Raw genomic sequence first — 12,509 nt, forward strand, 5'->3', positions numbered from 1 at the left:
TTCCCCACGTACGTTTCTCAAGCAAGGGACCACCGTGACCAGACTCAGCGTCGAGATGCTGGCAGCGGACGCCGTCGAGCCGATCACCTCAGCGGGCCATGCTCAGCTGGGCATCGCCGTGCTGGCGGGCATCGCCGTCATCGTCCTGCTCATCACCCAGTTCAAGCTGCACGCATTCCTGGCCCTGACCATCGGCTCGCTCGCCCTCGGCGCCTTCGCCGGGGCCCCGCTGGACAAGACCATCGCCAGTTTCACCACCGGCCTCGGCTCCACCGTCGCCGGTGTGGGCGTCCTGATCGCGCTCGGCGCGATCCTCGGCAAACTGCTCGCCGACTCCGGCGGCGCCGACCAGATCGTCGACACCATCCTCGCCAAGGCCGGCGGGCGCGCCATGCCCTGGGCGATGGTGCTGATCGCCTCGGTGATCGGTCTGCCGCTGTTCTTCGAGGTCGGCATCGTGCTGCTGATCCCGGTCGTGCTGATGGTCGCCAAGCGCGGCAACTACTCCCTGATGCGCATCGGCATCCCGGCGCTGGCCGGTCTGTCCGTGATGCACGGCCTGATCCCGCCGCACCCCGGCCCGCTGGTCGCCATCGACGCGGTCAAGGCCAACCTCGGCATCACGCTCGCGCTGGGTGTCCTGGTCGCCATCCCGACGGTGATCATCGCGGGCCCGGTCTTCTCCCGCTACGCGGCCCGCTGGGTCGACGTACCGGCCCCCGACCGCATGATCCCCACCCGCGCCTCCGAAGAACTGGACAAGCGCCCCGGCTTCGGCGCCACCCTCGCCACCATGCTGCTGCCGGTCGTCCTCATGCTGTCCAAGGCGCTGGTCGACATCATCGTGGACGACCCCACCCACATGGTGCAGCGCGTCTTCGACATCGTCGGCTCCCCGCTGATCGCCCTGCTCGCCGCCGTGATAGTGGGCATGTTCACGCTGGGCCGTGCGGCCGGCTTCACCAAGGACCGCATCTCGACGACCGTCGAGAAGTCCCTCGCCCCCATCGCGGGCATCCTGCTGATCGTGGGCGCGGGCGGCGGCTTCAAGCAGACCCTGATCGACTCCGGCGTGGGCCAGATGATCCTGGACATCTCCAAGGACTGGTCGATCCCCGCGCTGCTGCTCGCCTGGCTGATCGCGGTGGCCATCCGCCTCGCGACCGGCTCCGCGACCGTCGCCACCATCTCGGCCGCCGGTCTGGTCGCGCCCCTCGCGGCCGACATGTCCACCACCCACACCTCGCTCCTGGTCCTCGCGATCGGCGCCGGCTCGCTCTTCTTCAGCCATGTCAACGACGCCGGGTTCTGGCTGGTCAAGGAGTACTTCGGCCTCAGCGTCGGCCAGACCGTCAAGACCTGGTCCGTCATGGAGACGATCATCTCGGTGGTGGCGGGCGGGCTGGTCCTGCTGCTGTCGCTGGTCATCTAGGGGTCCATCCAGGGGGTACGACTATGAGAGACGGGAGTACGGGGATGAGCCACCCTCTGTTCGACATCAGTGGGCGCAGGGCCCTGGTCACCGGCTCCAGCCGGGGCATCGGGTTCGCGCTCGCCCGCGGGCTCCTGGAGGCGGGCTGCACGGTCGTCCTCAACGGGCGGGACGCCGACCGGCTCACCAGGGCCGCGTCGGAGCTGCCAGGCGACGTCCACACCGCGGTCTTCGACGTCACGGACGGCCCCTCGGTGGCCGCCGGAATAGCCGACGTCGAGGACCGGGTGGGCCCGCTCGACATCCTCGTCAACAACGCGGGCATGCAACTGCGGGCGCCGCTCCTGGAGTTCACGGACACCGACTGGCACCGGATCCTGAACACCAACCTGACCAGCGCGTTCCTGGTCGGCCGCGAAGCGGCGCGGCGGATGACGGAACGCGGCCACGGCAAGATCGTCAACATCTGCTCGTTGCAGAGCGAGGTCGTCCGTCCGGGCATCGCCCCGTACGCGGCCACCAAGGGCGCGCTGAAGATGCTCACCAAGGGCATGTGCGCGGACTGGGGGCAGTACGGGGTGCAGGTGAACGGGCTCGGCCCCGGTTACATCGAGACGGAGCTGACCCAGCCCCTCGTCGAGGACGAGGAGTTCAGCGCCTGGGTGCGGCGGCGCACCCCGGCCGGCCGGTGGGGCCGTACGGAGGACCTGGTCGGCGGGGTGCTCTTCCTCGCCTCGCCCGCGGCGGACTTCGTGAGCGGGCAGGTGCTGTACGTCGACGGCGGTATGACGAGTGTGCTGTGAAGCGGACCGCCCGGTGAACGCGGTGAAAGGGGCCTGACGATGCTCGGCTGTGTGATTCACGGGCAGGGTGACCTGCGGGTCGACGAACTGCCGGTCCCCTCCGCCGGGCCGGGCGAGGCACTCGTCGCCGTCCGGTACGGCGGGGTGTGCGGGTCGGACCTCCACTACTGGCGGCACGGCGGTGTCGGGGACTTCCGGCTGCGCGAGCCGATGGTGCTGGGCCACGAGGTCGTGGGAACGGTGCTGTCGTACGGCGACGGGGCCACCGGTCCCGCTCCGGGTACGGCCGTGGCGGTGCACCCGGCGACCCCGTGCGGGGTGTGCCCGGAGTGCGCCGACGGGCGGGCGAACGTCTGCCGGGACACCCGCTACCTGGGCAGCGCGGCGCGCACCCCGCATGTGCAGGGCGGGTTCGCCGCCCGAGTGGTGGTGCCCGCCCGGCAGTTGAGGGAGCTGCCCGCGGGGCTCCCGCTGCGGCGGGCGGCGCTCGCCGAGCCGCTGTCGGTGGCGCTGCACGCCGTCCGACGGGCCGGTGCGGTGAAGGACCGGCATGTCCTGGTGACGGGGGCCGGGCCCATCGGCTGTCTCGTGGTGGCCGCCGCGAAGGCCGCGGGCGCGGCCCGGGTGACCGTGACGGACCTGCTGCCGCAGGCGTTGTCGTACGCCGTCGCGGCGGGCGCGGACGCGGTGGTACGGGCCGACGATCCCGCCGGTCCCGGGTGGCCGACGGAGGTCGACGTGGCCGTCGAGGCGTCCGGGGTGGCCGCGGGACTCGACACCTGTCTGCGCCTGGTGCGGCGCGGCGGGGTCGTCGTCCAGCTCGGCATGCTGCCGCCCGGCCAGAGCCCGTTCGCGGGGAACCTGGTGGTGAGCCGGGAGATCCAGCTGCGGGGCGCGTTCCGCTTCGACGAGGAGTTCGACGACGCGCTGGTCCTGCTCGCGGCCGAGCCGCGCTTCGACTCCCTGGTCAGCGCGGTGGTCCCGCTCGCCGCGGCGGAGTCGGCGTTCACTCTGGCCGCGGACCGCAGCCGCTCGTGCAAGGTGCTGCTGGACTTCGAGGTCCAGCAGGACTAGGCGGTGGGCCGGGGCCGCAGCAGTCCCCCGGCCCACCCGACAGGGCCTAGGGCTAGGGCCGCCAGAGGGGATGCTCGCGTTCCGCCCACTCCCGGCTCACCGAGCCCGTGCGCAGGCCGCGGCGGGCCTCCGGGTCGCCGAGGGCCATGCCGATGTGGCCCGCGAGGACGACACCGATCGTGAGCGCCAGCCAGTCGTGGACGAACGTCGCCGAGGTGCGCCACATCAGGGGGGTGAGGTGGGTGAACCACATCAGCAGCCCCGTGGCGAGCATGACCAGCGTCGCGCCGGCGATCCAGGCGGCGTAGGTCTTCTGGCCCGCGTTGAACTTGGCCGCGGGTCGGGACGAAGGGCGCCGGTCCCGTCGTAGCGCCGCGCGCAGCCAGGTACGGTCGTGCGGGCCCCAGCGGTTGAGGCGGCCCAGGTCCGCGCGGAAGGCACGGGAGACCAGGCCCGCCAGGACCGGTACCGGGAGCATCAGGCCCGCCCACTCGTGGATCCTGACCACCAGCTCACGGCGGCCCACGAGCTCGGCGAACATCGGCAGGTACAGGCACGCCGCCGTCGCCACGCAGATCCCCATCAGCAGCGCGGTCACGCGGTGCACCCAGCGCTCGGCGTGGCTGAAGCGCCGTACCCGCGGCGCGGGCGCGGCGAGGGTCTGGGTGTCGTCAACTCGTGGGTGCATCGTCGCGTCCGTTCGAGCGGCCGACCCACGCGTCCACGTCGTAGCCACGGTCCTCCCAGTACCCGGGACGGACGTCCTCGGTGACGGTGATGCCGGAGAGCCACTTGGCGGACTTGTAGAAGTACATGGGGGCGACGTAGAGGCGGACCGGGCCGCCGTGGTTGTGGCCGAGGGGTTTGTCCTGCATGCGGTGGGCCACCAGGATGTCGGGGCGCCGGGCCTGCTGGAGCGTGAGGCTCTCGGTGTACGCCCCGTCGAAGCAGGTGAAGCGGATCGCGCGGCCCTTGGTCTGGACCCCGGCGGCGTCCAGGAGATGGGACAGCCGTACGCCTTCGAAGGGGGTGCCGGGCACCCGCCAGCCCGTGACGCACTGGACGTCGTGCACGATCCGGGTCTGCGGCAGGGCCTTGAGGTCGGCCAGGGTGTAGCTGCGGGGGCGGTCGACCAGGCCGTCGATGGTGAGGCGGTAGTTCGACGCGTCCTTGTGCGGGACGGAGGAGGTCACCGAGTAGTAGCGGAAACCGCCGCCGTTGGGGAGCAGGCCGGTCAGCCCCGTGGGGTCGTCGGCGAAGAGGGACTCCAGGCCGCGCTGCAGGGTGGGCGCGGCCAGGACGCCGAAGGCGCCGAGTCCGAGCGTGCCGAGCAGGAGCCGGCGGCCGATGGGCGCGCCGGAGGCTTCCGGGTCCTCCGCCGGGCGTTCCCGGGGCCGGTCCGGTCCCCGCCGTGGGGGCTGTTCAGGGTTCACACACCCATACGAGCACCCGCGACCCCCTTGAGGCCAGCGGCAGCGGGTGCTCGTCAGACTTCCGTAACCACTTCTCACACACTTCTCAGAGCAGAAGTCCCGGATCGGGGCTGCGGATCAGGCGGTGGACTCCGCCGCCTTGTCCAGCTGGAACGCCTCGTTGCCCAGGCCGATACGGGCGTGCGCCTCGGGTTTGCGGGAGCGCAGCACCAGGCCCTGCACCAGGCCGACGACCAGGGCGGCCGCGATCAGGGCGGGCAGCAGCCAGCTGAGCGTGGAGTCCGGACCGGCCCCGACCAGGACGTCGAAGTCCTTGACCGTGTAGCCCGCGATCACGAGGAGGGCGACGGCCGCGATCGCCGAGGTGGCCAGGCGCCAGGCCTGGGCGCGGGCGGCGCCGCGGCGGGCGAAGAAGACGATCACGGAGAGCGAGGCCGCCGCCATCAGCAGGATGACGCCGAGCGCGCCGACGTTGCCGGCCCAGGTGAACAGGTGCAGCACGGGCGCGGTCGGGTCGCCGGTGGGCTTGTCGTCGGTCACGGCGAACGCGATCAGCACGATCGCGGAGACGCCGGTCTGCAGCAGCGAGCCGGTGCCGGGCGCTCCGCTGGTGCCGGTGGTCCGGCCGAAGGCGGAGGGCAGCAGTCCTTCCCGGCCCATGGCGAAGGCGTACCGCGCGACGACGTTGTGGAAGCTGAGCAGCGCCGCGAACATGCCGGTCACGAAGAGGACGTGCAGGACGTCGGTGAAGGCGCCCCCGAGCCGCGACTCGGTGAGGAAGAACAGCAGTCCGGCGCTCTGCTTCTGCGCCGCCCCGACGATCCCGGAGGGGCCCGCGGCGACGGTCAGCGCCCAGGAGCTGAGCGCGAAGAAGACGGCGACGAAGCCGATCGCCAGGAACATCACGCGCGGCACGAGGATGTGCGGGCGGCTGGTCTCCTCGGCGTACACCGGTGCCTGTTCGAAGCCGGTGAAGGCCGCGATGCAGAAGCACAGCGCGGTGGCGACGCCCGCCCCGGTGAGCGTGTCCGGGTTGAAGGCATGCAGGGAGAGGCCCTCCTTGGCGGGGTCGGCGACGGCGGCGACGTCGAAGATGACGACGAGCGCCACTTCGATGACCAGGAGGACGCCGAGTACAAGCGCGTTGACGTCGATCTTCAGCCAGGAGAGCGCGCCGACGGCGAGGACGGCGATCAGCGCCGGTATCCACCAGGCGACTTCGGTGTGGGCGTAGGTGGCGAACAGCCCGGAGACCTCGAAGCCGAAGATGCCGTAGATGCCGAACTGCAGGGCGCTGTAGGCGACGAGCGCGACCGCGGCGGCGCCGGCGCCCGCGGTGCCGCCGAGACCGCGGGCGACGTAGGCGTAGAAGGCGCCCGCGTTGTGGACGTGGCGGCTCATCTCGGCGTACCCGACGCTGAAGAGCACCAGCACCACGCCGAGGATGACGAAGAGCAGCGGCTGTCCGACGATGCCCATCACCGCGAATGTGGTGGGCATGACACCCGCGACCACCATGAGGGGGGCGGTCGCCGCGAGGACGGAGAGCAGCAGGCCTCCCGTGCCGAGCCGGCCCGCGTGCAGGGCGCGGTCCTGGCCCTTGAAGGTGCTGATGGCGCCACCGGCCGTGGCGGGTCTACCCGTGTTCGAACTGCTCGAGGTGCTCGAACTGCCCGTCGTCATCGCGGGGCCGTCCTTTCGGGTTTCTCGACTTCTTGTGGGTGGGGTCACACCGTGCCGAGGGCGCTGTCGCGGGCGGCACGGAAGGCTTGGTACGGGTCGCGGTCCGGGTACGACCACGGCTCCGGGGTGGCGTGCGGGCCGATGCGGTGGAACAGGGCGGCGGCCTCGGCGCCCCGGCCCTCGCAGAACTTGGCGTGGGCGAGGAAGTTGAGGTCGATGTGGCGGCGGGGATGGTCCTCGCGCTCCCACTCCAGCCACCAGTCGAAGGCGGCCTTCATCACCTGGCGGGCCCGGCGTCCGACCCAGTGCCCGGAGGCGGCCGGGTCGGTGGACTCGCTGCCGGCGCCGGCCAGCACGCGATAGCGCTCGGCGTGCGCGACGACGGGCAGCATCGCGAGCGGAGAGTCGGCGGGCGCCTGTTCGGCCGCCCAGTTCGCGAAGTCGTAGACCTCGTGGAGGGGGTCCTGGCCGGCCTCGGCGCGGCGCTCGGCGAGCCGGGCGACCATCAGGTGGTGGGCGTGGTGGTGCTCGGGGTAGCGGTGGCGCACCTCGTCGAAGAGCCGGACCACGTCGCCCTCGCTGCCGCGCGCACGCTCCAGTATCAGCAGGCCCAGCCAGGGGGTCGGGTCGGCGGGCGCGAGCGCGGCGGCGGTGTCGCAGGCCTCGCGGGCCCGCTCCGGGCGGTCCTTGCCGTGCAGGACGCGCTGGACGGTGGCGCAGGCGAGGAGTACGGCGGCGTCGGCGGACTCGGGTTCCGCGAGCTGCCAGTCACGGGCCCAGGCGAGGGCGGCGGGCTCCTGGGCGAGGACGGTGACGCGGTGTCCGCGGCGGTCCCAGTCGTCGCCGGTGGCGGCGAGCAGTGCGCGGACCGCGGTCCATCGTCCCTGGGCCAACGAGGCGCGCGCGGCGACGAGTTCGGAGTCGTCAAGCGCGGCGTCGAAGGCGTGGGCCGCGCGTTTGCGGCCACGGCCGAGGGGAGGAGGGGGTGGCGGGGGTGGCGACACCGCGGGGCTTCCTCACAGACGCGGCTAGTCAAGGGGAGATCACGCACAGCAAACCCTTGGCTGAGGGTTTACGTCAAGGCCCGATCAATCCGCTGCACGCTGCAACTACCCTTGAATGGCGCAGAGTTGATGTTCTCTCGCCTGCACTCCGGAACGGGAACGGGCTGGTGGGACGGCTCTCTGCGGGGGCGAGCCCGACTCCCCGCGGGGGCCGGGCCGCGCCCGTGCCCCGGCTCCCCGCAATCCGGGGCACGGCTGAAACCCGACCATGGGAGGCTCCCCTGCGGAGCCGGGCCCGCCGAGGCGAGACGCGGGGCCTCTTCCGAGAGTCAGCTCACCGCCTTGGCGGCCGCCCGTCCCGCCGTACGGCCGGAGAAGAGACAGCCCCCGAGGAAGGTGCCCTCCAGGGAGCGGTAGCCGTGGACCCCGCCGCCGCCGAAGCCGGCCGCCTCGCCTGCCGCGTACACGCCGGAGAGCGGGTCGCCGCCCTCCGTCAGTACGCGCGAGGACAGGTCGGTCTCCAGGCCGCCCAGGCTCTTGCGGGTGAGGATGTGGAGGCGGACGGCGATGAGCGGACCCGCCTTGGGGTCCAGGATGCGGTGCGGGGTGGCCGTACGGATCAGCTTGTCCCCGAGGTAGTTGCGGGCGCCGCGGATCGATGTCACCTGGAGGTCCTTGGTGAAGGGGTTCGCGATCTCCCGGTCGCGGGCGACGATCTCGCGGCGCAGCGCGGCCTCGTCGATCAGCGGCTCCTTGGTGAGGGCGTTCATGCCGCGCACCAGGGCGCCCAGATCCTTCTCGACGACGAAGTCCGCGCCGTTGTCCATGAACGCCTTGACGGGGCCCGGTACGTCGGCGCGTGCCCGGCCGATCACGTCCCTGATCGACTTGCCGGTCAGGTCCGGGTTCTGTTCCGAGCCGGAGAGCGCGAACTCCTTGCCGATGATCTTCTGGTCGAGCACGAACCACGTGTACTCGTATCCGGTCTTCATGATGTGTTCGAGCGTGCCGAGGGTGTCGAAGCCCGGGAAGAGCGGTACCGGGAGCCGGTTCCCGCGGGCGTCCAGCCAGAGGGAGGACGGGCCCGGCAGGATGCGGATGCCGTGGTTCTCCCAGATGGGGTTCCAGTTCTGGATGCCCTCGGTGTAGTGCCACATGCGGTCGCGGTTGATGAGGTGCGCGCCGGTCTCCTCGGCTATCGCGAGCATCTTGCCGTCGACGTGCGCGGGGACGCCCGCGACCATCTTCTCGGGCGGCGTACCGAGCCGCTCGGGCCAGTTCGCGCGGACCAGGTCGTGGTTGCCGCCGATGCCGCCCGAGGTGACGATCACCGCCTGCGCCTTGAGCTCGAACGCCCCGGCGACCGTACGGCTGCTGGCCTGCCCGCGAGCGATGCCGGACGGCTCCAGGATCTCCCCGGTGACCGTGTCGACGGTCCCCGCGCTGCGGGACAGCCCGGTCACCCGGTGGCGGAACTTGAGCTGGACGAGCCCCCGGGCGACCCCGGCGCGTACCCGCCGCTCGAAGGGCTCGACCACTCCGGGCCCGGTCCCCCATGTGATGTGGAAGCGCGGCACGGAGTTCCCGGGGCCGCCTGCGTCGTAGCCGCCGCGCTCCGCCCAGCCGACCACCGGGAAGAAGCGGACCCCCTGCTGGTGCAGCCAGGACCGCTTCTCACCGGCCGCGAAGTCCACGTACGCCTCGGCCCAGCGGCGCGGCCAGTGGTCCTCGGCCCGGTCGAAGCCGGCCGTGCCCATCCAGTCCTGGAGGGCGAGCGCGTGACTGTCCTTGATCCGCATCCGGCGCTGCTCGGGCGAGTTCACGAAGAAGAGTCCGCCGAAGGACCAGTGGGCCTGGCCGCCGATCGACTGTTCCGGCTCCTGGTCGAGGAGAATCACCTTGCGGCCCGCGTCGACGAGCTCCGCGGTCGCGGCGAGCCCAGCGAGGCCCGCTCCGATCACGATCACATCTGCGTCGTAGGCCATGGGCCCGTCCTCTCGGCCTGCCGACGTTTCCGGTCGGCTTCTGTCGGCTTCGTCACGAGCCGGCGGCATCGTCGTTGGTTGATGAGACAGTGGTACGGAAGACATCAGGCACCGGTACCGGTCGAACTGGCAGGGACGCCGCTCGACCAGCCGTTGTTACTGATCGGTCAGATCCTTCGGCAAGAAGAGTGACCGAGTCAACTGCCCGGTTCCGGGTACTCCCGTGGGCAGGGCACGGTCGATGGCACTACAGTCGGCGGCAATACGCGCCCGTGACCCGTGCTCACCCGAACGTATCGAGGTACCCAGCGTGTCGGTTCTCGTTCTGATCCTCTCGGTGAGCGCGGCCTGCTGTCTGGGCTTCGGTTTCGTGCTCCAGCAGAACGCCGCCTCGCACGCCCCGCTGAGCGACTTCCTCTCCCCGCGCCTGCTGCTCGACCTCATCCGGGTGCCCCGCTGGCTGGGCGGCATCGGACTCATGGTGTGCGGCATGATCCTCGGCGCGGTCGCCCTCGGCAAGGGCGAGATCTCCCAGGTGGAACCCCTCCTCGCGACCAACCTGCTCTTCGCGCTCGCGCTCACGCGCCACCAGACCAAGCACCCCCTGGGCCGCCAGGGCTGGGCGGGCCTCGTCCTGCTCGCGGGCGGGGTCACGGCGTTCATCGTGGCGGGCAAGCCCAAGGGCGGCGACTCGGTGACCGATCCGCTGCGGCACTGGCTGATCATCGGGATCATGATCGGGCTCGCACTGCTGCTCACCACCTACGCCAAGCGTTCCCGGATGACCGCGGCGCCCGTCCTGCTCGCGCTGGCCGCGGGGCTGCTGTACGGCGTGCAGGACGCCCTCACCCGGGTCAGCGGGGAGCGGTTCGGAGCCGGCGGCTGGAGTGAGCTGCTGACCGGCTGGCAGCCGTACGGGGTGCTCGCGCTCGGGGTGACGGGCCTCGTGCTGGTGCAGAGCGCCTTCGAGACGGCGGAGCTGCGGATGTCGCTGCCCGCGCTCACCGCCGCCCAGCCGCTCGCCGGAATCGTGTGCGGCGTGGGCTTCCTCGGGGACAAGCTGCACACGGACGTGGGGGCACTCACCTGGGAAGCGGCGGGGCTCGCGGCGATCGTGGCGGGAATCGTCCTGCTGGGCATGCACCCCGCGATGCCGACGGGCACCCCCAGGACGGAGTCGGTACGGGACCTCCAGCCGCATTGAGGGCGTAGGCCGGCGCCGCTGCGGGCCGCACGGACGGCGCGCACCGCGCCCGGTGCCGACGGCTGCTTGGATGGGGCCATGAGCGCCGCTGACGAGATCCTCGACATCGTGGACGAGAACGACGTGGTCATCGGGCAGTCCCCGCGCGGCGAGGCCTACGCGCGCGGTCTGCGCCACCGCTGCGTGTTCATCCAGGCCCGGGACGCCCGGGGCCGCCTCTTCGTCCACCGCCGCACGCCCACCAAGCTCGTCTTCCCCTCCCTGTACGACATGTTCGTCGGCGGGGTCGTGGGCGCGGGCGAGTCCTACGACCGCGCGGCCCTGCGCGAGGCCGAGGAGGAACTCGGGGTCTCCGGGCTCCCTCAGCCCGTCCCCCTCTTCAAGTTCCTCTACGCCGACAGCTCCGGCCGGACCTGGTGGTCGGCCGTCTACGAGGTCCGCTGCGAGCTCCCGGTGAACCCCCAGACGGAGGAGGTCGCCTGGCACGACTTCCTCACCGAGGAGGAGGTGGAGCGGCACCTGACGGACTGGACGTGGGTGCCGGACGGCCTGGCGGCGTACGAGCGCCTGAAGGACCACCGGGCGGCGGGCGGCGGCTGAGCCCCCGCCGGGCCCCGGTAGGGTCGATGGCGTGATCGAATTCGTGCGGAACGTCCGGCTGTGGTTCGCGCCCGAGGAGGTCCGGCAGGAGGGCGTCACGCCCGACTACCGGTTCTCGCTGGCGAACGAGCGGACCTTCCTCGCCTGGCTGCGCACCGCGCTGGCGCTGATCGGCGGCGGCTTCGCCGTGGATCAGTTCCTGCCGGACCTGCGCTGGGGCTGGCGGGTCGGCCTCGCGCTGGCCCTGCTGGCGGCGGGCGTGCTCTGCTCGCTGCGCGCCGTCAATCACTGGGTGCGCTGCGAGCGCGCGATGCGCCGCGGGGAGGACCTTCCCGTGTCGCGCTTCCCGGCACTGCTGAGCATCGCCGTCGCGATCGTGGCCGTCGCGATGGTCGTCGTCGTCCTCGTCGGCTGGGAAGGGTGACCGTGCCCGGCCCCCGGCACCGCCCTGAGCGGGACCCGGGGCTGCAGCCGGAGCGTACGCGGCTCGCGTGGCGGCGTACGACCCTGTCGAGCACCGTCGCGGCGGTCCTCGCGGCGAAGGCGGCGCTGCACGGCGGCCCGTCGGCGGTCAATGTGACGGCCTGCGCCCTGTGCTGCGCGCTGTGGCTGGGCTTCCTGGCGCTCGCCCACCGGCGCATCCGGGTGCTCGCGACGCCCGGCACCGGCGGTCCGCCCGCGCTCGCACCGCGGCACGCGACGGCGGCGACCCTGTGCACGGTCGCCCTGGCCGTGTGCGCGGTAGCACTGGTGTTCTGATCGGGATCAAATGGGGCGTAACGGCTCAAATGGCGATGAATGCGGTTCTTTCTGGCGCTAGCCTGAGCCGTCATTTCACGCCACTCACGAAGGTGAGCACCATGACCACCCTTCACGTGGAGCATCCGACCCACACGCACACGCACGGCCCGGACTGCGGGCACACCGCCGTGCCGCACGGGGACCATGTCGACTACGCGCACGACGGACATCTGCACCGGGAGCACTCCGGTCACTGGGACGAGTGCGAGCCGAGCGGTCACACGGCGCACGGCGAGCACGGCCACCGGCACGGCGAGGGCTGCGGGCACCCGGCGGTCGCGCACGGCGACCACGTCGACTACCTGCACGACGGCCACCGCCACGCCGAGCACGACGGCCACTGGGACGACCACTAGGACCTGCCCGGGACAACCACTGGACGCAAGCGCGCCCCGGCGTCTCCCCCGGCTCCCGGAGGGAGACGCCGATCACGTTTCGTCCGGGCGCTGGACGACATACCGACTGGTCGGCATCATGGTCACGTCCCGAT

The 12,509-nt window shown here is 71.8% G+C and carries 13 protein-coding genes; 8 read left to right on the plus strand and 5 right to left on the minus strand.

What is annotated here, in order from left to right; all coding sequences use genetic code 11:
- Nucleotides 1–34: 34 nt before the first annotated feature.
- Genes ACZ69M_RS20125 through ACZ69M_RS20135 form a run of 3 tightly spaced genes read left to right on the plus strand, consistent with a single transcriptional unit; the run spans nucleotide 35 to nucleotide 3,309 of the window.
- Nucleotides 35–1,432, plus strand: a complete 1,398-nt coding sequence (locus ACZ69M_RS20125; protein WP_470051476.1) for a GntT/GntP/DsdX family permease — start codon at nucleotides 35–37, stop codon at nucleotides 1,430–1,432.
- A gap of 44 nt (nucleotides 1,433–1,476) precedes the next feature.
- Complete coding sequence (locus ACZ69M_RS20130) at nucleotides 1,477–2,235, plus strand: SDR family oxidoreductase (protein WP_470051478.1); 759 nt, start codon at nucleotides 1,477–1,479, stop codon at nucleotides 2,233–2,235.
- A gap of 39 nt (nucleotides 2,236–2,274) precedes the next feature.
- Entirely contained in the window at nucleotides 2,275–3,309 is a 1,035-nt protein-coding gene (locus ACZ69M_RS20135) for an L-idonate 5-dehydrogenase (protein ID WP_470051480.1), read from the plus strand.
- Nucleotides 3,310–3,361: 52 nt separating this feature from the next.
- Here ACZ69M_RS20135 and ACZ69M_RS20140 read toward each other — a convergent pair whose 3' ends face one another.
- The 5 genes from ACZ69M_RS20140 to ACZ69M_RS20160 form a co-directional block, all read right to left on the minus strand.
- Nucleotides 3,362–3,997, minus strand: a complete 636-nt coding sequence (locus ACZ69M_RS20140; protein WP_470051482.1) for a cytochrome b/b6 domain-containing protein — start codon at nucleotides 3,995–3,997, stop codon at nucleotides 3,362–3,364.
- Nucleotides 3,981–4,742 carry a molybdopterin-dependent oxidoreductase gene (locus ACZ69M_RS20145; protein WP_470051484.1) on the minus strand — a complete coding sequence of 254 codons (762 nt, stop codon included), beginning with the start codon at nucleotides 4,740–4,742 and terminating at the stop codon, nucleotides 3,981–3,983. Before ACZ69M_RS20145 ends, ACZ69M_RS20140 begins: the two co-directional genes overlap by 17 nt.
- A gap of 117 nt (nucleotides 4,743–4,859) precedes the next feature.
- The gene (locus ACZ69M_RS20150) at nucleotides 4,860–6,425 is read right to left on the minus strand and encodes an APC family permease (RefSeq protein WP_470051486.1); all 1,566 of its coding nucleotides are present in this window, start codon (nucleotides 6,423–6,425) and stop codon (nucleotides 4,860–4,862) included.
- Nucleotides 6,426–6,469: 44 nt separating this feature from the next.
- Complete coding sequence (locus ACZ69M_RS20155) at nucleotides 6,470–7,429, minus strand: hypothetical protein (RefSeq protein ID WP_470051488.1); 960 nt, start codon at nucleotides 7,427–7,429, stop codon at nucleotides 6,470–6,472.
- A gap of 329 nt (nucleotides 7,430–7,758) precedes the next feature.
- Complete coding sequence (locus tag ACZ69M_RS20160; protein WP_403701760.1) at nucleotides 7,759–9,414, minus strand: FAD-binding dehydrogenase; 1,656 nt, start codon at nucleotides 9,412–9,414, stop codon at nucleotides 7,759–7,761.
- A gap of 310 nt (nucleotides 9,415–9,724) precedes the next feature.
- Between ACZ69M_RS20160 and ACZ69M_RS20165 the strand changes: the two genes are divergently transcribed.
- The 5 genes from ACZ69M_RS20165 (at nucleotide 9,725) to ACZ69M_RS20185 (ending at nucleotide 12,375) form a co-directional block, all read left to right on the plus strand.
- The gene (locus ACZ69M_RS20165; protein ID WP_470051490.1) at nucleotides 9,725–10,618 is read left to right on the plus strand and encodes a DMT family transporter; all 894 of its coding nucleotides are present in this window, start codon (nucleotides 9,725–9,727) and stop codon (nucleotides 10,616–10,618) included.
- Between the two features lie 78 nt (nucleotides 10,619–10,696).
- Entirely contained in the window at nucleotides 10,697–11,218 is a 522-nt protein-coding gene (locus ACZ69M_RS20170) for an NUDIX hydrolase (protein ID WP_470051492.1), read from the plus strand.
- Nucleotides 11,219–11,249: 31 nt separating this feature from the next.
- Nucleotides 11,250–11,642: a YidH family protein gene (locus ACZ69M_RS20175; protein ID WP_054231108.1), complete on the plus strand. Its 393-nt coding sequence runs from the start codon at nucleotides 11,250–11,252 to the stop codon at nucleotides 11,640–11,642.
- A complete protein-coding gene (locus tag ACZ69M_RS20180) occupies nucleotides 11,639–11,977 on the plus strand; it encodes a DUF202 domain-containing protein (RefSeq protein ID WP_470051495.1) in 339 nt (112 codons plus the stop codon). Before ACZ69M_RS20175 ends, ACZ69M_RS20180 begins: the two co-directional genes overlap by 4 nt.
- Nucleotides 11,978–12,078: 101 nt before the next feature.
- Entirely contained in the window at nucleotides 12,079–12,375 is a 297-nt protein-coding gene (locus ACZ69M_RS20185; RefSeq protein WP_470051497.1) for a hypothetical protein, read from the plus strand.
- Nucleotides 12,376–12,509: the final 134 nt, after the last annotated feature.

This window comes from Streptomyces sp. NPDC107454 (assembly GCF_055582885.1).

Bases quoted from the DNA above. Each gene is read 5' to 3' on its own strand.
- ACZ69M_RS20130 (WP_470051478.1), top strand. From the start codon at position 1,477: ATGAGCCACCCTCTGTTCGACATCAGTGGGCGCAGGGCCCTGGTCACC.
- ACZ69M_RS20135 (WP_470051480.1), top strand. From the start codon at position 2,275: ATGCTCGGCTGTGTGATTCACGGGCAGGGTGACCTGCGGGTCGACGAA.
- ACZ69M_RS20140 (WP_470051482.1), bottom strand. From the start codon at position 3,997: ATGCACCCACGAGTTGACGACACCCAGACCCTCGCCGCGCCCGCGCCG.
- ACZ69M_RS20150 (WP_470051486.1), bottom strand. From the start codon at position 6,425: ATGACGACGGGCAGTTCGAGCACCTCGAGCAGTTCGAACACGGGTAGA.
- ACZ69M_RS20160 (WP_403701760.1), bottom strand. From the start codon at position 9,414: ATGGCCTACGACGCAGATGTGATCGTGATCGGAGCGGGCCTCGCTGGG.
- ACZ69M_RS20170 (WP_470051492.1), top strand. From the start codon at position 10,697: ATGAGCGCCGCTGACGAGATCCTCGACATCGTGGACGAGAACGACGTG.
- ACZ69M_RS20185 (WP_470051497.1), top strand. From the start codon at position 12,079: ATGACCACCCTTCACGTGGAGCATCCGACCCACACGCACACGCACGGC.